We start from the raw sequence: 17,388 nt of genomic DNA on the forward strand, positions 1-17,388 counted from the left end.
GCGCTCCTTTCGGTTAATTTTGCAGCGAGAAGAAGTCGCTGATGGTTTGGTATTCCTTGGCCCACTGCGGGTCAAAGCTTTTCTGGTCTTTCCTCTTCGGGTCATCCGTGGAATCGTCTGGCTGATCGCTGGAATCATCCGTGGAATCGTCGGTTGCGTCATCGTCCGGCTTCCTGTTGTCGGAGTCGATGCCGTCAAGCACCTCATGCAGACTGTCGAGCGCCGCGCGGAGCTTGCTTTCGTTCGAAGCGCTGATCGCACGTCCGCTCTTCACTTCAAGCACCTCCGCGCCCTGATTCGCGGCCACCTGCACAAGGGAAATCTCGAACAGTTTCAGCTGGCGAATCTCACGGTATCCGTCCCACGAGCTCTTGCCGTCCTGCACGAACGCGGTCTCCTCGGCGAGGAAGCCGATGCTCATCTGATGGATGAGTCCACGCTGCAGAAGCTCATACGCGCGCTTGCCTTCCGGCAGGTCAAGGTCGAGGCGGGCCGTGACCAGCAGGCCATGCTCGTCCTCCACCGCGCTCAACGTCTCGCCGATGATGTCGGTGGGCTTGTCGTCCTTGTGCTGCCAGTGGATCGGGATGCCCGCGCCCGTGCCGGCGTAATCATTCTCCAGTGTGCCCGCGAAGGCCCCCTTGACGATCACGTCATCGTACAAATCCTTGTCCCACGTCGAGGCGTAGCCGCTGAACACGCCCTCGCCTTGGCTATCGTCGAGGGATTTCAGTTCGAAGCCCTTGAAATCAAGCCTCATGATGTCTCCTCCTTGGTGAGCGCGTTCCACTCGGCGTGGAATTGCGCGTCATACCGGTAAAGCCGTTTGAATTCGGCGAGCATGGCCTTAGCGTCCTCGCCGTTGACTGGATTGTTCTCCTGCGCGTTCTGCGTCCTGCCGCCGTCCTGCGGACTGGGCTGGCCACCCTCGCTGACGTTCAACGGCGTGATGAGCTGGTCGCCGCCAGGAACGCGAGGCCAGTCGAGAATCTTGCGTGCCTGATTCGTGGTCATGAAAGGCCTGCCGGTAGCAGTGCTGAGCGCCTGATACTGTTCGTAAGTGGTGCCACGGAGTTTCGCGTCCACGTTCGCCCTGATATAGCAGTCCGGCTCGCCCACAGCCTCTGGAAGGCTGAGATTCAAGGCTTCTTCGAGAGCGACGATGTACGGCATGAGCTCCACGTTCCAGAGCTTCTCCTTGTAGGCGCTGATATTGGAATTCGTGCCGGTTCGGAATCCGATGTTCTCCGGCGAGATTTGGAAGGCGTTGCATACCGCGATGTTGATGCGGTCACGCGCCTCCAGATCGTTCACATCCACCGGCTTGAACACATTGTCCAGCGGGCGCATCTCCATGCCGTCCTTCAGGACAGGCCAACCACCCTCACGTCCGCCATTCTGGATGAAGTTACGCAATGCGTTGGTGAATTCGTCGTAGTCCTCCTGCGACAGCCACGGCATCTCCTTCGGTCGATACACGTAGCCACCGGCTTGCATGCCATTCTTGGCGATACTGCGCCGGTAGGACGCCATGGCCTTCGCCTCGGCCAATAATGGCCGAAGCACGTTGGTCACACTATCGCCATACTGGAGGCCGGAAATAAAGCCGACATCCAAATGCACGCGCGGATCCGGCAAATCGAAATGCATGGCCTGCTGACTGTCCATCGTCAGCAGATTCACGCCGGTAATCTCGCCGAAAGCGTTACCAGCCAGCTGATAGCAGTCGGATGGTATGCGACGGAGCGCGAAACGGCCACCATTCACACCAAGCAGGCAAAGCCACCGGTCATCGAGCAGCATGTCACGAAGCAGCATGCTAAGGAACCGATAGCGCGTCATGCCCGGCAATGGCGAAGGACGCTTCATCAGGTCGGCCAACGCTCCACTGGTGACCTCCTCGGAGTCACCATCAGCGTTCTTTCGATACACCTTGAATGGCAGCGAGGCGATATTGCGGGTGATGAAGTCGATCACGACACGCACCGCGTACTCACGGCAGTAGATGCCGGAAGCGTCCCCGTAGAAGTCCATGTCGGACGGCCAGCAATCACCGTTGACGAGCGGGATGCTCGTGGCCGGCATGGGATGCTCGACGGCCTCGGCCATCTTCATGCCCACGGTTGCGGCGTTATTGCTGAGGAGCCTGTCAAGGAAACCCATTCACTCTCCTCTCTTGGAAAATCAGAATCTAACCCTTACGCCGACGCTCGGCGCGTATTTCGGTGTCTCGGCTCCGGCCTGCATTGTCTCCAACGCATACAATGCCTGCGATTCGGCGACCAAGCCGGAAATCTGCAATGCGGACTTGGTGCGGTCCCACACCTCGACCTCGCCGAGCCTTCGGGACACGGCCACACTCACCTGCTGTTCGACTGCAGGCTGCGGGAGATGCCGCAGCTTGCCCTCACGCACACGGTCGTGGAAACGCCCGCAGCACGCGCCCAGCCGGAATCCTTCGATGAGATGCACCGTCCACCCTTTTTCGGTCAGCGGGTCGATGAAGTCCACTGCCGGACAACCCTTGCCCTGCACGGCGATCTCCGTGATATGCGGCCAACGCTCCTGCAAAAGGTCGAGATAATGCGGCACCCACAGCATGCCGTCACGGCGGGCTATCAGCTCCACGTGCGGCAAACCGTCCGCACGAATTCCGGCGGCGGCCACATACGTGGTCTTACGGTCGGCAGACGTGTCCACGGACAGGACGACACGATTACCGTCAGGGATCGTGGAACGCGAGTCGATGCCACTGGCCCACATTTTCGGACCGATGAAAGGAATGATGTCAGCCGTGACCCACTGGCACAGGACCTCGGTGCGGAACGCGGCCTCGGTCATGCCGTCAATGTCGGACCGAACCGACATGACGGTCATCGGCCCATAGCCGAGCGACGGATTCGCATGCCGGATGGCGTCGGCATCATCCACCGGACACTTGTCAGGCGCAGACCACTCGAAATAGCCGAACGATCCGTCCTGCTCGCCGGACGTGAACACGTCGGCCGGATTTCCACCGTCGGCGCTCAGGCGCGTCCACTCGTCTACAAGCTTGCGCCCCTTGTCCACCTGCTTGCGCAACGCCACAGACCTGTAGTCGCCAGCATTGGAAATGCCCCACAACTGGCTCGACCACACGGCCTTCGTGGTCTGGCTGACGGCATTCCAGCCATCATCATTATGCTGCTCACGCAGCTCGTCGAACACGACACGGGCGGCCGATTTCGCTCGAATGTTCTTATCGGCGCGGACGATATACCGGGCTTTCGAGCGGGTGATGATCGCTTCCTCGCCGTTAGTGTTGACGAATTTCTGCGTCATCGCGGCAAGATCCGGAATCACCAGATCCGCTTCCTCATCGGTAGAAGGCTGAGGATTGCACCACTCCTTGACCTGATTGTACGGGCCCTTCGCATTGTCCAACGTCTGCGCAGCACCGACCACGAGGAATTTGACGGGCGGAACCCGGTCGGGATGCTTGTTGGAATCGACGAACAGCCACCATGCGGCCAGCACGCCCATGAGCGTGGTCTTGCCATTCTGGCGGGCGACAAGCACAATCACCTTGCGGAAACGATACGAACCATCCTCCAGCAGTTCGAGCGCATGGACGAGCAGCCACTGCTGCCACGGGTAGAGATGCACATGCAGCATGATCTCCGCGAACGCGATCACCGCGAAACCATTCGAGGTCTCCTTGGTCAACGGCCTGAGCGGCGGCGTGAAGATACGCGGCAAGGTCACACCATGCCTCTCATCGTCGATGGCACCGAAAACCGTGAGATTCTCCGCCGCCATCAGACACCGCCTCCTAGCCGAAACGCTTCATGAAATCCGCCATCTGCACAACCTTGTCGCTCTTCGGCTTCTCCTGCTTCGCCTCGGCCTTCGGCTTCGCAGGCCGACCAACCTTAGCCGGAACATCCACCGTCAAACCAAGCGACTGGCAGTATTTCAAAAACGTCGGAACCGACACATTGTCCAATTTCCCGTTCTCGTCAATGAAACCAGTCTCGCAAATCGAATCAATCCGGTTGGCAAGGATACGCGCAGCGGCCACGACAGCCGCATTCTCGGCACGCAACGACTTCGCATTACGCAAAGACCTCTCCAACGCATCAGCCACGGACTCATGCGGGAAACGACGCTCGGAAACACCCTTCTTAACTGCCATAAAGCCTCCTTCACGCGCGACCCATCAACAAAAAACATCATCGGGGAGAGGAAGAGCAACCACGCGGGCAGTGTTGCGTGGTTGCTCTGTTTTCAGGATTTCACCGCCCCTACCTCGTCGGGGTTGGTTTCGAATGCTGTTTTGAATGCTTTGATTGCGTTTGTGAATCGTGTGATGAGTTCGTCTGTGCTTGGTGGCTTGGGTCTGATGAGTGTGGTGTATGTGGCTCCGACTTTGTAGGTGTTGACTTCGTTGTGGGTGACGTTGATCGGGATGTTGACGGTGAATGAGCCGATTGGGAATGTCTTGTCACTGATTGTGGCGATGAGCTCTAGTGTGACTGGCTGCTGTGGCATCATTGCCTCCTTGCTCATGCTGTTGTTATCCATTGTCTTGAGAGTGTTCCGATTGGTGTTGGTGGGTCTTGGTTGCCTCGGAGTCTATTGCAGCTGGTGTGGCTTGGGCGGAAGCCTGCTGGGTCGAACTGGAGTTCGGCGTGTTTGCTGACTGGGTAGAGGTGGTCAAGATTGTATGATTCGTCGCTCGTGTTCTTTTCGGCGGTGTAGTCGATTGGCATTCCGCAGAGCCAACAGACCGCATGCCGTGCTTTGCATTGGTTGAAGAATGCGGCCTTGTCTTTTTCGAATTGGCGTGTGGTCTTGCGGACTCTTGGCATGTGGTCACCGCCTTGGTGCTTCGTGCCGGAGTCGGACCGGCGTGGGTGGAATGCGTTGTTGTCATCATGGTTGTGTGCGGTGTGGTGCCATGGTTGGTTGGGGTCCGACCGTTGGTATTTGCGCTATTCCGCCTGCTCTGCTGTTGAGCTATCGAAGCTGGATATGAATAATGGTCCAACCGTTTCCGGCTGAACCATTCTACGAACATACGACAGTATAGCATTTCAACGGTGACAGTCAAGTAGTGCGGCCAGCTCGCCTAGGTTGAACATGTACTGCCGCTTGTGTTCCGTCGGCGTGGCGTGGAGTTTGCCGCGTTTGAGCCATTGGCTGATGAGGTTGCGTGATATGGTCAGGCCGTATCGTTTCAACTCCTTGGCTGCATCGCTGGGTGTGCCGGTGATTTGCACTTGCCATAGTCTTTCGTCTCGGGCTGCTTTGATTGCTGGTGCCGCCCATTCGCTGTGGCAGTCTGGGCATGTGGCTGATTCGGCTTCTGGCGTGCCGGTGAGCATGCTGTGGCAGTTTGGGCAGGTGCCGAGGATTATGAGCTCGTCTTCCGGTGTCAGGGCTTGTTCGTTGCGTCTGGTGATGTGTTCCAGGGCGGCGTAGTCGTCTGCTGCGGTGTTCATCGTCAATATGGTGTGTTTGTTGCTGATGATGGCGAACCATGCTTTCCGCCAGTCGTATCCAGCGTATGCCGCTCTGATTTTGCCTGCTTGTTCGGCGAGCCATGCTTCCGATTCTTCGATGAGGTCTTGTGCGCGGGTGTCGATCGGGAGTGGCGCGTTTCCTCGGTTTGGCGTGTGTTCCGGGGTTCCGATGTGGGCTTGTCGGAGCATGATGCTTCGCAGGGTTGGTAGTTGGGTGTGTCCGAGTTGGTGGATGAGCTGCCAGTAGTCTTCGCGGCAGTGCTGGCAGAGTGGATTGTCCGCCTGCTTCGTGGGCTTGTGGCAGTGCTGGCAGTCGGTCAAAGTCTGGTCTCCTTGTCGTGCTGGTGGATGATGGCCGCGATTGCGGCTTTGGGCACTTGCGGCACGAGTGGCGCGATCTCGTCGAGCGTGTATCCGGCTCGATGCCATTTGATGATCATGTTTTCGAGTATTTTCTTCATTTGCTTTTCCTTGGTTTGAAGGTCTTGATGATTCGCTGCGAAGTATCGCAGGTTACGCGCACCTCGTATGGCCTGTGGCGGGAGTCGGCGCGCTCCTGCGCCACATCCGATGCCTCTTGGAGCGTTTCGTACACTCGGCATGTATACAGTCTCATATCACCCTTCGGGCGGACGATGTAGCCGGACCAGATGCTTGTGTCCAACGTGCCAATGCCGTCCATCATTCACCGTCCTTTTCGATGACAGCGCCCATGGCTTCCCGATATTTCTTCGTTCGTTGGAACCGGTCGGCGAGCATGTTCGCGGCCTTGTCGATGATCTCGTCCTTGCGTTCTTCGAGGAAGCTTTGCAAAGCGGCCCCCAGCAATCCATTCCACATGTTTTCCCGCGAATACGCGTTGGTGTGCGCGAAAACACTGTCCACGGCGTTTTTGGTGAGCTTGTCGAGCACGTCACTGTAGGCGTGTTCCTCGATGCGGTTCTGAATGGCCTTGTCGTCGATGCCGATGGCGAACTGCACGATGTGTTCCATGATTACTTTCCTTCCTTTTCGATTTTGACGGTCTCCTTGTATGGGTTTTCGCTTGTATATTGCGGGAAGTCGCATTCCTGGTCTTTCCAACCGGCGGCATAGCCTTCGCTCCATGCCTTGCGGCGCTCGTGTTCCAATCGTTCATGGCTGTACATGGTTTTCGGTTCGTCGTTTCTCATTTCGTGTCCTTGCTTTGGTTCGGTGTCTCGTCCGGCATGGTGTCGGGATGGTCGAGCATGTGCTGGCAATGGCGTATGACCATCGCCAGTGTGTCTGCCTTTATGAGGTTGGCGTTGATGTTGGCGTAGAAGTCGCCGTCCGGTGCGTCGCAAAGCTCGTTGGCGAGGTCGGTGCACCAGTCGATGATTTCGTGCAGGGTTTTGTTTTTCTGGGTTATGTTCGTGGGCATGGTTTTTCCTTCCGGTTGAGTTCGGCGGCGAGCGTGCATGCTGTTTCGTCTGGTTGGGCGGTTTCCTTGTCGCGTCCGAGCGCTTGCAGGACGTGTTCGCATTGCCACGTGTGTATGTGGCGTTTCGAGGGTGGGATGCCGCTCATGTTGGCGCGGCGTTGGCACCAGCCTTTCCATTGGCGTGTCCAGTCGTTAATGGTGCGTGTTTCGTGTTGGTGGCGGCCTGCGAATGCGAGCCATGCGGATTCGAGGTCGAGGTTCGGATATTCCACGGCCAGTGTCTTGTCGGTTTCGACGCACTCCCGCGATTCGCCGAAATCCTTCACGCCGGTTTCTTTGGAGAAAGAAGAAGAATATTCTTCTTTCTCTTTCTTTGGTGTTCTGGTGTTCTGGTGTTCTGGTGTTTGTCCCGATTCTGTTTCGATTCTGCCGGCAGTCTGCGCACTTTCTGCCGGCAGACTTTCGGCAGAATACCGTTCGCGCTCACGCTTGCGTTTGGCCATGACCTGCTGACGGCTCCGGTTGTGCTCAAGATAATCGTGGATGACATAGCCGCCATCCACGCTCTCGATCAATCCGACCTGCTGCAATGCGTCAAGCTCCTGCACGGTGATGTCGAGCACGAACTCGGCGGTGTCCTCGTCCACATAACCGTCCGTGAGATTGTCACCGCAGTAGGAAAGCATGACGACGAATGCGCTGATGGCAGAGGGCATGGTGCGGCGTAGACGGCGCACCTTCCGGTTCAGGTAGAAGCCGTTCGACAATTGCACGTACCCGCGCCTAGCCATTTATCTCTCTCCTTCCTTCATCTTTCTCCGGTGCGCATTACGACGATCATGCTGGGGAATGGCGCCGGGCCGCCCGGTATGCCGTTCGTCTCGAACCGGAGTCGGCCTTTGAGGAACCTGACCTCCGCACGGTTGAGAATGAATTGTTGGAACCAGCGTGTGTCGGTGCGAGCGGGCAGGAGCATGACGACGAGGGTGTCTTTGCGGCTGGCTTCTGCGCTGCATTTGCGCACCCATTCCGCGATTGCCTTGCCGTATGGAGGATTGCAGAATACCGTCTCCCCCCCCCACTCATGATCAAATGCGCTGTCTTCGGCTGTATAGTATTTCTGGCACTTGTGGTTCGTTGCGCTGCTAGCCGCGTCTAACGTGAAGTGAAACTCCGCGTCGAGCTGGTCAAACAATTCCTGTGGAGTCTCCCAATTCATGCGGTTTGACATGTAAGCTGCGCCACCGGCACCAGTGAAATCGCTCATTTTTAGTCTCGTTTCCTTCCTTGTTCGGCCATCACATGCTCCCGAGCCCTCGGTAGAATTCGTCGTCGGTCATGCCATACAGCGGGTCCATGCCAGTTGTCGGCCTGCGCATGGCCAGCTTGTACCCGCAGTAGGGGCATGTCACGTAATATGTGCCGACGGTCTCGCCGCAGTGGGCGCATTCCACATACTTGATCGTCTTGCTCATTCGTTTACCGCCTTCCGTGCGGTTTCGAGCAGGTCTCGTGCCTTGTCAAGCCATTCGTCTTGCGCGTCGCACATGCCCATGTTCCGCCATAGGTTCTTCTCTTGTTCGGCTGGCGGCTCGGTCGGGAACCAGAGTGGCGGTTGTGAGAGGTAGCACAGTCTTTTCGCCACGGCCTCTATCTCGGCATTCGTGGGTGGCGCGTTGCGACCGCGCAGGTATGCTTCCTGCAAATCGTCCGTGTCGCAGCAAAACTGTTCCTTGACATGCGTTCCATCCCAGTGGCGGGTCGGATACGCCTTCTCAGCTTCATCATCCGCGATACTCATTCCCACATCTCCGTTTCGTCGTTCCTGTAGTTCTTGCATTGGAATATGCGTGCTAACGTGTCAGCATCATCCAACGTTTGTTGCGGTATCGGTTCGAGCATTCCGGTCGGATAGTCGCGTGCCGCTACAGCTATCCGGGCTTTTTCCTGCATTTCCCAGAGGATCAGCTTGTACCCCTTGAGCATGTCGGTATGCGCGTCGTAGATTCTCCTGATGCTGACTGCATAGTGCGTATCAGTCATAGGCAGTGTTTTTTCATCGGTTTCCGCTGCGCTCATTTCGTGTCCTTCCAATGTTTTTCACGCCAGTCGGCGATTCTCTGACGGTCTTCGTCTGTTAATCCCTCATGGCACTTGAACATGACAAGGCTGAGCGCGAACTCGTAGCCTTCGCTCCACTTGTCAGGCACGCCATGCACATGGTTCTCGTCGAAGAGGTAACGGCAGTAATCATGCAGTTCGTCAATCGTCATTTCGCGTCCTCGCTTTGCTTGGTGGTTTCGGTTTCATGTTCATCGAATGGGACTGCCAGCTTCACGTGGCTGTTCATGATCGCGATGCGAGCCGGATCTTTAAACCACGTAATGCCTTCGGCATAATGCACGTATCCGCAAGCAAGCCCATAAATCCCGTCACAGCGTTCCGCCCACCCGCTTTTCAGGTAGTATGTTTCGTTCGTATCAAGTTCCACGCGCAGACCCATGTCATGCGGGAGGAGTTCTGACACACTGCTCTTTTTCGTGTCCTCGCTTTGATTCGGCACCTCGGACGGCATGGAGCCGGAATAGCCAAGCAGGTGACGGCAGTAATTGATTACATGCTCGTAAGCCGTCGTCATTCCGTCGTAAAAGTTGTACTTCAGCACTCCTTTGTCTGGATTATCAGAAGCGTTATTAGCTGCGTCCCACTCTTTTTCCAGAAAGTCGATGACTTCCTGCAGGGCCTTGTCTTTCTCGGTGACGTTCGTGGCCATGGCTAGTGTTCCTTTTCTTCGATTCTTATGGTGATGTGGTAGACGCCCTTCTGCGTGCTGGGCTGGCCGAGCCGGTAGTCGGGGCCTGTCACGTATATGGCGTTGTCGTCGGGCCAGTAGCCTGACTGGGTGATGCCGTCGAGTATCGCCTTGACCATGGGGGCCGCGTTCTCGGGGTCGAACCGTCCGTGTGTCAATGGGTGGATGATGGCTGTCACGTGCACCGGCCAGTATGTCGGGCGCGTGAGTCTGCCGGCGTTGATGAGACTGCGGAAGGTGATGTGGGCGGCGTCCTTGACCCGCTTCTTCTTGGCGTATGGCACCGCCCAGCTGCGGCTTCGAAGGTTCTGCGTCCACCACAGTTGCCTGCTGATCGCGATGTCAATCTCGCTCATAATGGTCGGCCTCCTCTTCCTCGGCTTCGATCTCGCATTCGGGGCATGGGATGGGGCGCGCCGGATACAACGCGCACCCATGCCTCGGACAGACCGGTTCCACGTCAGGTGGTTCGATCCATTCGCGCATCAGAATTCACCGTCCGCGTCCGCCCACGGGTCAGTCGCTGTCGCGCCACCACCGGCGGCGCGGTCGGCGGCCCACGGGTCGGTCGCTGGCGAGTCGGCCCGTTGTCCCGTGGGTTGGGGGCGCGTGGCCCGTTGGCTGTCGGCGCGCGTGACCTGCGCGGTCGCGTACCGCAGGGACGGGCCGATCTCGTCCACCTGCATCTCGATCACGATGCGGTTGGAGCCATCCTGAGCTTGATAGGAGTGTTGCCGCAACCGTCCCTGCGCGATCACGCGCATGCCCTTCGACAGGCTCTGCGCGCAATGCGCGGCGAGGTCACGCCAAGCGGCGCAGCGGAGGAACAACGCTGGACCGTCCTCCCACTGGCCGGACTGGCTGTTGTATTGGCGTGGCGTGCTGGCGATGGTGAAATTGCAGACCGTGCCACCATTCTGAGTCGTGCGGGTTTCCGGGTCGGCGGTCAGATTGCCGACGATCGTGATAACGGTCTCTCCGGCCATCACTCACCATCCTTCACGTCGAAGATGTGTATGAATTCACCTTTTGCCCTGCCGTAAGCGTCCCCACGCCCATCGTCGTAAGAGAAGTCCAGGCACAATTCCTTAGCTCTTTCAGCTTCGGCGCACTTACTGTCCAGCCATTGCAGGTACTTGCGAATCTTCTCGTCCATCACTCACCGTCCTTTGCTTCCGTCTCAGGCTCGGCGCCGGTGTCCGACATGTCCGGCTCCAGGACTTCGGCGGTCACGTCGTCGGCTTCATCGGTGCCGTCATCCTCAAGCACCGGCTGGAACACATCGCCGTAATCGGGCGTGGTGTCGTCATTGGCGGCGGCGGTCTGCGCCTGCACGGTCAAAGGCAGGTACGGTGCCGCGCGACGGATGGCGGTCTTCTTCGCCATGGCCTCGTAATCGGTCTTCCACGGGCCGAAATTACCGCTCTTGCTGCGCGCCCTCGCCTGCTCGATCTCCTGACGGTTCAGAACGAGGAAGTAGTGGCCACCGTCCTTGAAATGCGCGACCATGTACACGTGGGTCAGTTCGCCGGGGTTGGCGCATGGCACGTGGCGCAAATCCTCGTTGAGACCATAACTGTAGGAGAATTCGTCTCCCTGGTGTACGGCTCGGGCGCTGATGTCCACGAGCTGGCCGCTGCGGCGCGCCAGGTCGATCATGCCGCGATAGCCCATGATGAACGTGGCCTCCATGCCTCCGGTCTTCTTGTTGCGGAAGGGCAGCACGTAGGCGCGGCCCAGTCCGTCCACGTTGGACGGTTCCAATCCGAGCGCGCTGCAGGTCATGAAGCAGGAGAGCACGCTTTGCGGCGAGCATTCCGCGAGTTTTGGCGTTTTGTTGATCGCGGACACGCACATCTGGTAGAGGCGGTCGGGGCTGATGTTGTTGCCGACGACGCTGGCGATGCGCGGCCAGCTTTTCTTCATCATCATTTTCAGATTTTGTTTCGGCGTCATTTCGACCATCTGCTGTCCCTGCGCCTGCTGTGCGATTGCTCCCATGATTATTGCTCCTTTTCTTCGGTGGATTTGAATGCGAATTTGCGGTATGTGGTGGCTTTGACGACGTATTCCTTGCGGGTCGTCGGCTTGTAGGTGGCTTGGAGGTTGCCGCAACGCACGCCCGTATGCGAGCCGATGCGCACGATGATCTGCTCCTGCAATGCCTTCTGCTCGTTTTTCAGTTCCTTCGCGCGGTTGGACGTGCTCTCGTATCTTGCGAGCAGGTCGTAGAGGTCATCGTCGTCGCTTTCGTCCACGATGTCCGGAGCGGGTTCCGGGAACGCCTTCTGCACGTCGCCGCCGGTCAATTGCGGTGGCGTGCCGGTGGTGACGAAACGCCAGAAGTCGGCTGCGGCCTTGTCGATCGCGCCCATATCCTCCACGTCGGCCTTGAACGGAATCTCTACCGGCTCGTCGTCTCCGATGGCCGCGTACACGACTCCCCACGTCCATCCCGTTACAAGCGCGTAGAACTCGACTTGGGCGAGATAATAAGGTGGGATTCGGAGGCTGCCGTCCTCGTCATGCCAGTCCCCCGCTCGACGGTTGCTCGCCGTTTTGATTTCAAGGATTCCAAAACTTCCGTCCTCACCTTGCAGGATGCCGTCAAGGGAAGCGCGCAGGTATGGCTTCCCGCGCATGATGAACTGCTTGTCGGTGCCGTCCGTGACGAGCATTTCCGGATGATTGGCGCGGAAACGCTTCCTGAGCTCGTTCTCCAAGGCATTGCCCTTGACGATCGCCCACTTGTCCGAGATGTCCTCCGGTTCCACGCGGCCGGTCTTCTCAAGCCACAATTCGTACGGTGTCTTGAAGGAATTCAGGCCGAGGATCGTGCTCATGTCGGAACCGCCCACACCCGCCTTACGGCTTTTCAACCACGCGAGATGACGTTCCGTCTTCTTGCACTGCCGGAACCGTTCAATCGTGTAGCGTTCCGTGTCCTTGAGTGGGATACGTTTCATTCCTTCGTCGCCTTCATTTCTTGGACTTCAGCGTCGAAAAAATCGATGATGAGATTGCAGATGGCGGGTGCCGACGTTTTGAGTTGGGCTTTTTCCTCTTCGCTTTCGGCTTTGATGGCGAAAACGCCATCCTTGCTATTGAAATTGAGTCTCATTTCGCCACGTCCTTCGAGTAGTTGGCTTTCAGGTCCATGAGTTCGCCGTTGAGGAGTTTCGTGGCGAATCCGTAGACGACCTTGTCGTTGGCTTGGAATGCGGTTCGTTGCAATGCGCTTACTGCGTCGAAAATGCCGGTCAATGCGTTGGAGATGATGGCGCGTGGATCGGCTGTGGCTTGTGGCCTGACGCTGATGGTTCCGGTGGTGATGCCGGTCGGTGTGAGTTTCTCTGCGGTGATGCTGGTCGCTGTGAGTTTCTGTGTGGTGGTCATGGTTTCTTTCTTCTTTCCGGTTGTGGTGGTTTCCCGTGCTTTGCTGCGTGGTGAATGCTTGTCGAAGGCCGGCAATAGTCCTTCCTTGCGGAGTTGGCCGAGAATGTTGCCGACCGTTTTCTGGCTTAGGTTGAGCGCTTCGGCGGTTTCCTTGCCGTCGAACGGTTGGCCTTGGTCAATGCGTTTCTTGCAGTGCGCGAGGATGAGGTCTCGTTTCGACGGCGCTTCCGGTTTCGCCGGAAGGCCATTCGTGAGTAGTCCGGACTTGCGTAACGCCCGCATTTCCGTGATGTCGAGACCGGCCTCGCCCAACTCGTCGTAGATTTTCTTCAGTTCGGCGAGTTCGCCGTCCGTGTATTCGTGTTTCAACGTGTTCCTTTTCTTAAGTTTTCGATGAGCGCGTGGTTTTCGCGGATGAACCCGTCCACGTCGATTCCCTGCTGCGTGAGGGTCGGCTTGCCGGTGTCGACGCGTGCTTTCCCGTCGTTTTGACGTCTGGACTGCTTTTAATCCGTGTCACCGGAACGAACACTCCGTTTTTCATCTCGCCACCGTCCTCTGGTACTTGTGTGCCAAAGCCCACTTTTCCGCGATTTGACGCTGGTAGCGGACCTTACGCCTGTCCTGATGGCCTTCCGGCGGTTCCACGCCGATTTTCAAGTACGGCGGGCCCTTGCCGGTACTCCGCCAGTTGGCGAGGGTGCGTGGGCTCATGCCGAGCATGGCGGCAAGGTCGGCTGGCGTGAGCAGATCGTCACTCATGGTCGGCGCGTGGGCAGTAGCGGCTGATGAAGTACGTCTGGCCTTTGCCGGTGACCTTCGCGGTGCGGTTGATGGTCACGTGACCGTCCGAATGGGTGATGGCGGTTTCCTTGATTCGGAACAGTCCCAAGTCCATGGCCTTCTGTGTTGGCACGTTGCGGTTCGAGCCGGTCTTGCCGAGATACCCGTCCTGTCGAAGAATCTCGAAAAGTCGGTTCTGGCCGATGTCCAAACCGTTCTGACGCAGCATCTTCGCCAGTTCCCCGATCAGGCACGTGCCGTCCGACGCGGCCACGGCGTCCGCGAACCGTGCCTTGGGTTCCAGTTCTTTGATGTGTGATTCCTGCGCGGCGATGCGTCGCTTCTGTTCCTCCATGGTGCGTTGGCCGATCATCACGGCCTTCGCGAGGATGGTCATGTCATCATCCGCGTCTGTGGTTGGAATGTAGCCGCCGGTCTTGCGAATCTGGGGCAGTACCTCATGCGTCACCCAACGCTTAAACTCCTTGGCTTCCGGCTTCCGCGACTTCATCACAAGACAGTAAAGGCCAGGCTCGCTGATGATCGTCTTATTCGGATTACCAGCAATACCGTCACTAATAGTTACGGTATTCTTTTCGTCCGAATCAAGTTCCGCAGTTGCCTTGCGGCTATTCTCAAGACCGAGCACGTCGCATACGTCCTTGGCGATGAACCATGGTTCGCCATTCTCGTCGGTCAGCGCGCGCAGTGCCGCGCCTTTGAAATCGAATCGCTGGATTTCAGTGTTCATCGGGTTTCCTTCTTGAAAAGTTCCTTGTTGTCTTCGACGAGTTGAATTCCTTCGCCGATCCATCTCATGACCGGAACGGCCATTGAATTCCCCAACGCCTTGTAGCGTGGACTGTCCGGCGAATGCTTTTTGCCTTTCCACGAGATATCCGTCCACCCGTCCGGGAATCCCTGGAGCCGTTCGCATTCCAGTGGAGTTAACCTGCGAACCGTCATGCGTTCATCGTTTGTCGGAAAGACGATTGGCGTATCTTTGGCGGCATGGGCCGTCAATGTTGATGACATGTCCACCTCTCTGGCGCTGTTCGCCTGCGTCCCGTCATAGCAGTAGATGGCTGGATTATGTTCGGTGCTGAGAGTGGGACTCACTTCACTAATCGCCAAGCTTCGGCTTTCCACACCTTGATTCCATTTGAACGCTTTTATCACCGGCGTACTGCATCCGTCGTTTGCATCTGCGTTTTCAGCAACTCCAGCAATTCCGCCGGCAATGCTTTTCCTCTTTTCTCGGCTCGACGGATGATCCCAGCACAGGCTTTCGCGCTCAAAAAGAACCGGGGCGGCACGTCGCCAGTCTCTAGTGTTGACGACAAGGAACACACGCTCGCGTCGTTGGGCCACACCGAAGAACTGAGCGTCCAGCACTCTCCATGCCGCCCCCCCCATCAGGCCAGAGTTCGGCCACGGCTTCAAGGAGCGACTGGAAAGCCCGTCCGTGTTCAGCCGACAGTACTCCGGGCACGTTCTCCCAGACGATCCATTCCGGATCAATCTCTGCGCAAGCTCGGAAATATTCGAGCATGAGCTGGCCGCGTGGATCGTCCAAAGCCTTCCTGAGTCCGGCGATCGAGAAGGCTTGGCAGGGGCTTCCTCCCACAACGACATCTGCTGCATGGTGGTATTCCTTCCAGTTGACTTTGGTCATGTCTCTCAGGTCGGGGACGTTTGGGTAATGGTGTTTGAGCACGGCTTTTGGGAATGGTTCGACCTCCGCGTATGCGATTGGCTCCCATCCGAGTGGCTGCCAGGCGACCGATGCCGCTTCGATGCCACTGAACAGGCTGATGTAACGTATCGTGCTCATTGGCTTTTCCTTTGCTTGTTGACGTTGTGCGCCCGTCCTGACGAGTGGATGGGGCTGAGTGTCTGGCATCGGAGTCGGACCGATGCCGTCCTTGGAATCCGTGGACGGGCGAACCGTCGCCCAGCCAATGCGCCGACTAGTGAACGCGGATGTCCGCGAAACGTCCCTAACTGGTTTGTTTTGTTGGACTGCCGGCTGGCGTGGAGTCTTAGTCGCGTGGGGCGAACCGTATGGTCAGCCACAGGCCGGTCAGCAGGTAGATGATGCCGGCGAGGATGGTGGCGGTCTGCGAGTCCGCCGTCCGCCACGTGACCAGCAGGGTCGCCGACACGGTGAAGGCGATGATGGCGATCAGGGTCTTGATGCGGCGGAGCGTGTAGTTCGGTTTCGTGTTGCTAAAATCAGATTCTTCGGTCATTGCGTCTCCTTCATGAAAACAATCCAATGTGTTCCGGTGCGGTTCGGCTGTTTGTTGCCGAAAAGCGGCTTGCACGTGGCGAGCTTGAGAATCTGAGAGACGGGTATCTGGGTCTCATTCCATTTGAAGATCAACACGCCATGCTCTTTCAGGACGCGGAAACACTCGCCGAACATGGTCTTGATGTCTGTTTGCCATGTCTCTTGATCGAGGCATCCGTATTTCTGCGCCATGTAGCTCTTCTCTCCCGCATTGCGCAAGTGCGGTGGGTCGAGCACGACCATGCGGAACGTCTCGTCAGGGAACTGCAGATCGCGGTAGTCCATCAGCATGTCCGGCTTGACATCGAATCTGCGTCCGTCACATAGTTCCCAACTTTCGTCGCGCACGTCACCGAAGAGCACACGGCTGTCTGACTTGTCGAACCAGAACATTCGCCCGCCGCAAGCAGGGTCAAGAACTGGCTGATATGCGTTCATTTGTCTGCCTCCAGTTCCTTTCATCTGGTGGCTCCTATGGCGTCTTGGAGGTGGTATGCGAAGGTTTCCGACTGCGATGGTTTGAGTGTGGCGAGCGTGGTGTGGCCGGTGGCGTTGAGTTGTATGAGTTCGGTTCCTCCGTCCGGTGTGAGTCGCAGGGCGTATGGGGTGTCGCCGTAGGGGATGATGATCGGTGGTCTGGGTGGGTTCGGTGTCGTGTTCATTGGTTGTTTTCCGTGTTTGTTGGCGTGTATGGCGACGAGGAGGAGAACCGGGCCATGTTGTTCGCGGTGATGAGGCCGGTTTCGTCCGTTTTGGTGTCAGACGTGGAATTTGGTGATGCTGTCGATCGGCTGGATGAGGAGCATTAGGAGTTGCGTTGAGTCCATATCGAGCACCGGAGCGGCTTCTTCGATTTCCTTGATTGTCAGCGGAATGCTGCCGTCAAGCCGCTTATCGACGGTGTTGAGCGCGCAACCCCACGCCTTCGCCAAGTCTCCGCGCGTCTTGCGGTGTCTGACCAGCTCCGCTTTGAGGTTCCTGCTTGACGTGTCTATCAGACCGGCCATTCATCCTCCTCGATGCCTTGGTGGGTGAGACAGGCGCGCCAGTCGTGCCAGCCGGGGTCGCGCATGCGGCCGCACGGGTAGTGGTCGTGGGTCTTGGTCTTCTTGGTACTCAACATCTCGGTTTTCCTTTCGACACTTCAAAGTGTATTTAATTAACTACACTCATGTCTTCAATTGTATACATCTTCACA

Annotated in this window: 34 protein-coding genes; all 34 read right to left on the minus strand. The window is 57.5% G+C overall.

The window, feature by feature from the left end:
- Positions 1-13: 13 nt before the first annotated feature.
- Positions 14-760, minus strand: coding sequence for an HK97 family phage prohead protease (locus BBBR_RS06495; RefSeq protein WP_003830535.1), 747 nt, complete (start codon positions 758-760; stop codon positions 14-16).
- Positions 757-2,163: a phage portal protein gene (locus BBBR_RS06500; RefSeq protein WP_003830534.1), complete on the minus strand. Its 1,407-nt coding sequence runs from the start codon at positions 2,161-2,163 to the stop codon at positions 757-759. Before BBBR_RS06500 ends, BBBR_RS06495 begins: the two co-directional genes overlap by 4 nt.
- A gap of 21 nt (positions 2,164-2,184) precedes the next feature.
- Positions 2,185-3,798: a hypothetical protein gene (locus BBBR_RS06505; RefSeq protein ID WP_003830533.1), complete on the minus strand. Its 1,614-nt coding sequence runs from the start codon at positions 3,796-3,798 to the stop codon at positions 2,185-2,187.
- A gap of 13 nt (positions 3,799-3,811) precedes the next feature.
- Positions 3,812-4,174, minus strand: coding sequence for a terminase small subunit (locus BBBR_RS06510; protein WP_003830532.1), 363 nt, complete (start codon positions 4,172-4,174; stop codon positions 3,812-3,814).
- 92 nt (positions 4,175-4,266) lie between these two features.
- A complete protein-coding gene (locus BBBR_RS06515) occupies positions 4,267-4,563 on the minus strand; it encodes a hypothetical protein (protein WP_003830531.1) in 297 nt (98 codons plus the stop codon).
- Positions 4,564-5,075: 512 nt separating this feature from the next.
- Complete coding sequence (locus tag BBBR_RS06525) at positions 5,076-5,825, minus strand: MerR family transcriptional regulator (RefSeq protein ID WP_003830528.1); 750 nt, start codon at positions 5,823-5,825, stop codon at positions 5,076-5,078.
- Positions 5,822-5,965, minus strand: a complete 144-nt coding sequence (locus BBBR_RS06530) for a hypothetical protein (RefSeq protein WP_003830527.1) — start codon at positions 5,963-5,965, stop codon at positions 5,822-5,824. Before BBBR_RS06530 ends, BBBR_RS06525 begins: the two co-directional genes overlap by 4 nt.
- Positions 5,962-6,189, minus strand: a complete 228-nt coding sequence (locus BBBR_RS06535; RefSeq protein ID WP_003830526.1) for a hypothetical protein — start codon at positions 6,187-6,189, stop codon at positions 5,962-5,964. The genes BBBR_RS06530 and BBBR_RS06535 overlap by 4 nt, the downstream gene beginning before the upstream one ends.
- On the minus strand, positions 6,186-6,497 hold the full coding sequence (locus BBBR_RS06540; RefSeq protein ID WP_003830524.1) for a hypothetical protein: 312 nt from the start codon (positions 6,495-6,497) through the stop codon (positions 6,186-6,188). The genes BBBR_RS06535 and BBBR_RS06540 overlap by 4 nt, the downstream gene beginning before the upstream one ends.
- Positions 6,498-6,499: 2 nt before the next feature.
- Positions 6,500-6,676, minus strand: coding sequence for a hypothetical protein (locus BBBR_RS06545; protein WP_003830522.1), 177 nt, complete (start codon positions 6,674-6,676; stop codon positions 6,500-6,502).
- On the minus strand, positions 6,673-6,906 hold the full coding sequence (locus BBBR_RS06550; RefSeq protein ID WP_003830521.1) for a hypothetical protein: 234 nt from the start codon (positions 6,904-6,906) through the stop codon (positions 6,673-6,675). The genes BBBR_RS06545 and BBBR_RS06550 overlap by 4 nt, the downstream gene beginning before the upstream one ends.
- On the minus strand, positions 6,891-7,697 hold the full coding sequence (locus tag BBBR_RS06555; RefSeq protein ID WP_003830520.1) for a hypothetical protein: 807 nt from the start codon (positions 7,695-7,697) through the stop codon (positions 6,891-6,893). Before BBBR_RS06555 ends, BBBR_RS06550 begins: the two co-directional genes overlap by 16 nt.
- A 17-nt stretch (positions 7,698-7,714) precedes the next feature.
- The gene (locus BBBR_RS06560; protein ID WP_019727445.1) at positions 7,715-8,173 is read right to left on the minus strand and encodes a phage N-6-adenine-methyltransferase; all 459 of its coding nucleotides are present in this window, start codon (positions 8,171-8,173) and stop codon (positions 7,715-7,717) included.
- A gap of 31 nt (positions 8,174-8,204) precedes the next feature.
- Entirely contained in the window at positions 8,205-8,381 is a 177-nt protein-coding gene (locus BBBR_RS10930; protein WP_003830514.1) for a hypothetical protein, read from the minus strand.
- Positions 8,378-8,707, minus strand: a complete 330-nt coding sequence (locus BBBR_RS06565) for a hypothetical protein (protein ID WP_003830512.1) — start codon at positions 8,705-8,707, stop codon at positions 8,378-8,380. Before BBBR_RS06565 ends, BBBR_RS10930 begins: the two co-directional genes overlap by 4 nt.
- Positions 8,704-8,985, minus strand: a complete 282-nt coding sequence (locus BBBR_RS06570) for a hypothetical protein (protein ID WP_003830510.1) — start codon at positions 8,983-8,985, stop codon at positions 8,704-8,706. The genes BBBR_RS06565 and BBBR_RS06570 overlap by 4 nt, the downstream gene beginning before the upstream one ends.
- Complete coding sequence (locus BBBR_RS06575; RefSeq protein WP_003830508.1) at positions 8,982-9,179, minus strand: hypothetical protein; 198 nt, start codon at positions 9,177-9,179, stop codon at positions 8,982-8,984. The genes BBBR_RS06570 and BBBR_RS06575 overlap by 4 nt, the downstream gene beginning before the upstream one ends.
- Positions 9,176-9,679: a hypothetical protein gene (locus BBBR_RS06580; protein WP_003830506.1), complete on the minus strand. Its 504-nt coding sequence runs from the start codon at positions 9,677-9,679 to the stop codon at positions 9,176-9,178. Before BBBR_RS06580 ends, BBBR_RS06575 begins: the two co-directional genes overlap by 4 nt.
- Positions 9,680-9,681: 2 nt before the next feature.
- Positions 9,682-10,074 (minus strand): RusA family crossover junction endodeoxyribonuclease, encoded by a 393-nt coding sequence (locus tag BBBR_RS06585; RefSeq protein ID WP_003830503.1) that lies wholly within the window; start codon positions 10,072-10,074, stop codon positions 9,682-9,684.
- Positions 10,075-10,203: 129 nt separating this feature from the next.
- Positions 10,204-10,704, minus strand: coding sequence for a single-stranded DNA-binding protein (locus tag BBBR_RS06590; RefSeq protein WP_003830498.1), 501 nt, complete (start codon positions 10,702-10,704; stop codon positions 10,204-10,206).
- Entirely contained in the window at positions 10,704-10,874 is a 171-nt protein-coding gene (locus BBBR_RS10935; RefSeq protein ID WP_003830496.1) for a hypothetical protein, read from the minus strand. The genes BBBR_RS06590 and BBBR_RS10935 overlap by 1 nt, the downstream gene beginning before the upstream one ends.
- Positions 10,874-11,719 carry a recombinase RecT gene (locus BBBR_RS06595; protein ID WP_003830494.1) on the minus strand — a complete coding sequence of 282 codons (846 nt, stop codon included), beginning with the start codon at positions 11,717-11,719 and terminating at the stop codon, positions 10,874-10,876. The genes BBBR_RS10935 and BBBR_RS06595 overlap by 1 nt, the downstream gene beginning before the upstream one ends.
- A 2-nt stretch (positions 11,720-11,721) precedes the next feature.
- Positions 11,722-12,684 (minus strand): YqaJ viral recombinase family nuclease, encoded by a 963-nt coding sequence (locus BBBR_RS06600; RefSeq protein ID WP_003830492.1) that lies wholly within the window; start codon positions 12,682-12,684, stop codon positions 11,722-11,724.
- On the minus strand, positions 12,681-12,839 hold the full coding sequence (locus BBBR_RS10940) for a hypothetical protein (protein WP_003830490.1): 159 nt from the start codon (positions 12,837-12,839) through the stop codon (positions 12,681-12,683). Before BBBR_RS10940 ends, BBBR_RS06600 begins: the two co-directional genes overlap by 4 nt.
- Positions 12,836-13,483 carry a hypothetical protein gene (locus tag BBBR_RS06605; RefSeq protein ID WP_003830489.1) on the minus strand — a complete coding sequence of 216 codons (648 nt, stop codon included), beginning with the start codon at positions 13,481-13,483 and terminating at the stop codon, positions 12,836-12,838. Before BBBR_RS06605 ends, BBBR_RS10940 begins: the two co-directional genes overlap by 4 nt.
- Positions 13,484-13,654: 171 nt before the next feature.
- The gene (locus BBBR_RS06610; protein ID WP_003830487.1) at positions 13,655-13,876 is read right to left on the minus strand and encodes a helix-turn-helix transcriptional regulator; all 222 of its coding nucleotides are present in this window, start codon (positions 13,874-13,876) and stop codon (positions 13,655-13,657) included.
- Positions 13,869-14,648, minus strand: a complete 780-nt coding sequence (locus tag BBBR_RS06615) for a phage antirepressor Ant (RefSeq protein WP_003830486.1) — start codon at positions 14,646-14,648, stop codon at positions 13,869-13,871. Before BBBR_RS06615 ends, BBBR_RS06610 begins: the two co-directional genes overlap by 8 nt.
- On the minus strand, positions 14,645-15,292 hold the full coding sequence (locus tag BBBR_RS11210) for a DNA cytosine methyltransferase (protein WP_157960032.1): 648 nt from the start codon (positions 15,290-15,292) through the stop codon (positions 14,645-14,647). Before BBBR_RS11210 ends, BBBR_RS06615 begins: the two co-directional genes overlap by 4 nt.
- Positions 15,225-15,731, minus strand: coding sequence for a DNA cytosine methyltransferase (locus BBBR_RS11215; protein ID WP_170163973.1), 507 nt, complete (start codon positions 15,729-15,731; stop codon positions 15,225-15,227). Before BBBR_RS11215 ends, BBBR_RS11210 begins: the two co-directional genes overlap by 68 nt.
- 208 nt (positions 15,732-15,939) lie before the next feature.
- Entirely contained in the window at positions 15,940-16,149 is a 210-nt protein-coding gene (locus tag BBBR_RS06625) for a hypothetical protein (RefSeq protein ID WP_003830479.1), read from the minus strand.
- On the minus strand, positions 16,146-16,628 hold the full coding sequence (locus BBBR_RS06630; protein ID WP_019727444.1) for a class I SAM-dependent methyltransferase: 483 nt from the start codon (positions 16,626-16,628) through the stop codon (positions 16,146-16,148). The genes BBBR_RS06625 and BBBR_RS06630 overlap by 4 nt, the downstream gene beginning before the upstream one ends.
- Before the next feature lie 20 nt (positions 16,629-16,648).
- Positions 16,649-16,852 (minus strand): hypothetical protein, encoded by a 204-nt coding sequence (locus tag BBBR_RS10745; RefSeq protein WP_003830475.1) that lies wholly within the window; start codon positions 16,850-16,852, stop codon positions 16,649-16,651.
- A 96-nt stretch (positions 16,853-16,948) separates the two neighbouring features.
- Entirely contained in the window at positions 16,949-17,197 is a 249-nt protein-coding gene (locus BBBR_RS06635) for a hypothetical protein (protein ID WP_003830473.1), read from the minus strand.
- Positions 17,185-17,313: a hypothetical protein gene (locus tag BBBR_RS06640; RefSeq protein WP_003830471.1), complete on the minus strand. Its 129-nt coding sequence runs from the start codon at positions 17,311-17,313 to the stop codon at positions 17,185-17,187. Before BBBR_RS06640 ends, BBBR_RS06635 begins: the two co-directional genes overlap by 13 nt.
- Positions 17,314-17,388 lie beyond the last annotated feature (75 nt).

The organism is Bifidobacterium breve DSM 20213 = JCM 1192 (genome assembly GCF_001025175.1).
Taxonomy (GTDB): Bacteria; Actinomycetota; Actinomycetes; order Actinomycetales; family Bifidobacteriaceae; genus Bifidobacterium; species Bifidobacterium breve.

Bases quoted from the DNA above. Each gene is read 5' to 3' on its own strand.
- BBBR_RS06585 (WP_003830503.1), bottom strand. From the start codon at position 10,074: ATGAGCGAGATTGACATCGCGATCAGCAGGCAACTGTGGTGGACGCAG.
- BBBR_RS06555 (WP_003830520.1), bottom strand. From the start codon at position 7,697: ATGGCTAGGCGCGGGTACGTGCAATTGTCGAACGGCTTCTACCTGAAC.
- BBBR_RS06615 (WP_003830486.1), bottom strand. From the start codon at position 14,648: ATGAACACTGAAATCCAGCGATTCGATTTCAAAGGCGCGGCACTGCGC.
- BBBR_RS06630 (WP_019727444.1), bottom strand. From the start codon at position 16,628: ATGAACGCATATCAGCCAGTTCTTGACCCTGCTTGCGGCGGGCGAATG.
- BBBR_RS06635 (WP_003830473.1), bottom strand. From the start codon at position 17,197: ATGGCCGGTCTGATAGACACGTCAAGCAGGAACCTCAAAGCGGAGCTG.
- BBBR_RS11215 (WP_170163973.1), bottom strand. From the start codon at position 15,731: ATGAGCACGATACGTTACATCAGCCTGTTCAGTGGCATCGAAGCGGCA.
- BBBR_RS06580 (WP_003830506.1), bottom strand. From the start codon at position 9,679: ATGGCCACGAACGTCACCGAGAAAGACAAGGCCCTGCAGGAAGTCATC.
- BBBR_RS06560 (WP_019727445.1), bottom strand. From the start codon at position 8,173: ATGAGCGATTTCACTGGTGCCGGTGGCGCAGCTTACATGTCAAACCGC.
- BBBR_RS06495 (WP_003830535.1), bottom strand. From the start codon at position 760: ATGAGGCTTGATTTCAAGGGCTTCGAACTGAAATCCCTCGACGATAGC.
- BBBR_RS10745 (WP_003830475.1), bottom strand. From the start codon at position 16,852: ATGAACACGACACCGAACCCACCCAGACCACCGATCATCATCCCCTAC.
- BBBR_RS06500 (WP_003830534.1), bottom strand. From the start codon at position 2,163: ATGGGTTTCCTTGACAGGCTCCTCAGCAATAACGCCGCAACCGTGGGC.
- BBBR_RS06530 (WP_003830527.1), bottom strand. From the start codon at position 5,965: ATGAAGAAAATACTCGAAAACATGATCATCAAATGGCATCGAGCCGGA.
- BBBR_RS06550 (WP_003830521.1), bottom strand. From the start codon at position 6,906: ATGCCCACGAACATAACCCAGAAAAACAAAACCCTGCACGAAATCATC.
- BBBR_RS10940 (WP_003830490.1), bottom strand. From the start codon at position 12,839: ATGAGACTCAATTTCAATAGCAAGGATGGCGTTTTCGCCATCAAAGCC.
- BBBR_RS06535 (WP_003830526.1), bottom strand. From the start codon at position 6,189: ATGATGGACGGCATTGGCACGTTGGACACAAGCATCTGGTCCGGCTAC.
- BBBR_RS06640 (WP_003830471.1), bottom strand. From the start codon at position 17,313: ATGTTGAGTACCAAGAAGACCAAGACCCACGACCACTACCCGTGCGGC.
- BBBR_RS06545 (WP_003830522.1), bottom strand. From the start codon at position 6,676: ATGAGAAACGACGAACCGAAAACCATGTACAGCCATGAACGATTGGAA.
- BBBR_RS06510 (WP_003830532.1), bottom strand. From the start codon at position 4,174: ATGGCAGTTAAGAAGGGTGTTTCCGAGCGTCGTTTCCCGCATGAGTCC.
- BBBR_RS06565 (WP_003830512.1), bottom strand. From the start codon at position 8,707: ATGAGTATCGCGGATGATGAAGCTGAGAAGGCGTATCCGACCCGCCAC.
- BBBR_RS06610 (WP_003830487.1), bottom strand. From the start codon at position 13,876: ATGAGTGACGATCTGCTCACGCCAGCCGACCTTGCCGCCATGCTCGGC.
- BBBR_RS06515 (WP_003830531.1), bottom strand. From the start codon at position 4,563: ATGGATAACAACAGCATGAGCAAGGAGGCAATGATGCCACAGCAGCCA.
- BBBR_RS06590 (WP_003830498.1), bottom strand. From the start codon at position 10,704: ATGGCCGGAGAGACCGTTATCACGATCGTCGGCAATCTGACCGCCGAC.
- BBBR_RS06570 (WP_003830510.1), bottom strand. From the start codon at position 8,985: ATGAGCGCAGCGGAAACCGATGAAAAAACACTGCCTATGACTGATACG.
- BBBR_RS06505 (WP_003830533.1), bottom strand. From the start codon at position 3,798: ATGGCGGCGGAGAATCTCACGGTTTTCGGTGCCATCGACGATGAGAGG.
- BBBR_RS06575 (WP_003830508.1), bottom strand. From the start codon at position 9,179: ATGACGATTGACGAACTGCATGATTACTGCCGTTACCTCTTCGACGAG.
- BBBR_RS10935 (WP_003830496.1), bottom strand. From the start codon at position 10,874: ATGGACGAGAAGATTCGCAAGTACCTGCAATGGCTGGACAGTAAGTGC.
- BBBR_RS06625 (WP_003830479.1), bottom strand. From the start codon at position 16,149: ATGACCGAAGAATCTGATTTTAGCAACACGAAACCGAACTACACGCTC.
- BBBR_RS06595 (WP_003830494.1), bottom strand. From the start codon at position 11,719: ATGGGAGCAATCGCACAGCAGGCGCAGGGACAGCAGATGGTCGAAATG.
- BBBR_RS06540 (WP_003830524.1), bottom strand. From the start codon at position 6,497: ATGGAACACATCGTGCAGTTCGCCATCGGCATCGACGACAAGGCCATT.
- BBBR_RS10930 (WP_003830514.1), bottom strand. From the start codon at position 8,381: ATGAGCAAGACGATCAAGTATGTGGAATGCGCCCACTGCGGCGAGACC.
- BBBR_RS06600 (WP_003830492.1), bottom strand. From the start codon at position 12,684: ATGAAACGTATCCCACTCAAGGACACGGAACGCTACACGATTGAACGG.